Source organism: Vibrio sp. Y176, assembly GCF_033438945.1.
In genome coordinates, this window is record NZ_JAWOQS010000865.1 from 1 (window position 1) to 581 (window position 581).

General features: G+C 46.8%; 1 pseudogene. It reads right to left on the reverse strand.

Going from position 1 to position 581, the window contains the following annotated elements:
• Positions 1–581 (reverse strand): annotated as a pseudogene (esxD, locus tag R7O13_RS29100) (type III secretion system regulon anti-activator ExsD); the annotation flags it as partial.

The window sequence follows — 581 nt, forward strand, 5'->3', positions numbered from 1 at the left end:
ATAAACCACGTCACATGCATCCCAGACTTCATTGAGATCCGGTGCTTGTAAACGAGCCTCAGAGCACCACGTTTTCCAATCAGAGATGAACATATCCGTCGTTGAAGTGTAGTCCGCCAGTTCTTTCAAGTTGCTTAACGACGGTTGCCACTTATCGACCAACGCTTTATGAGATTCAATTACTTGTGACTGCTGCTCGTTCAGTGTATTTAGCTGCGCTTTTAACTGCGTTTGCTGGCTCTCAATCAACGCAAGTTGTTGTTCGACAAAAATCGCGCTGGTGTCTTCACCCGATAACTTCGACCAGTACTCTTTTTGAATGTCCAGCTGATTCATCAGTTGTTCCACTTTGACCGAGGCGTGCAACGCACTTTGGTCGGTTTGTCGATGAATCCACTCGGTCAACGCCAAGTAACAACAAAGGATCAGCGTTTTTGGCGTGGCCAAATTAAAGCGAAAACCCAATCGAGAGTTGATGTATTCGAGCCTCTGCTCAAAGGTCGCCACTCGTTGACTGTCACTTAACTGAGCGCCAATTTCTAAAAACAGACGCATGGCAAAGCGGTCAATCGATGTGCCCA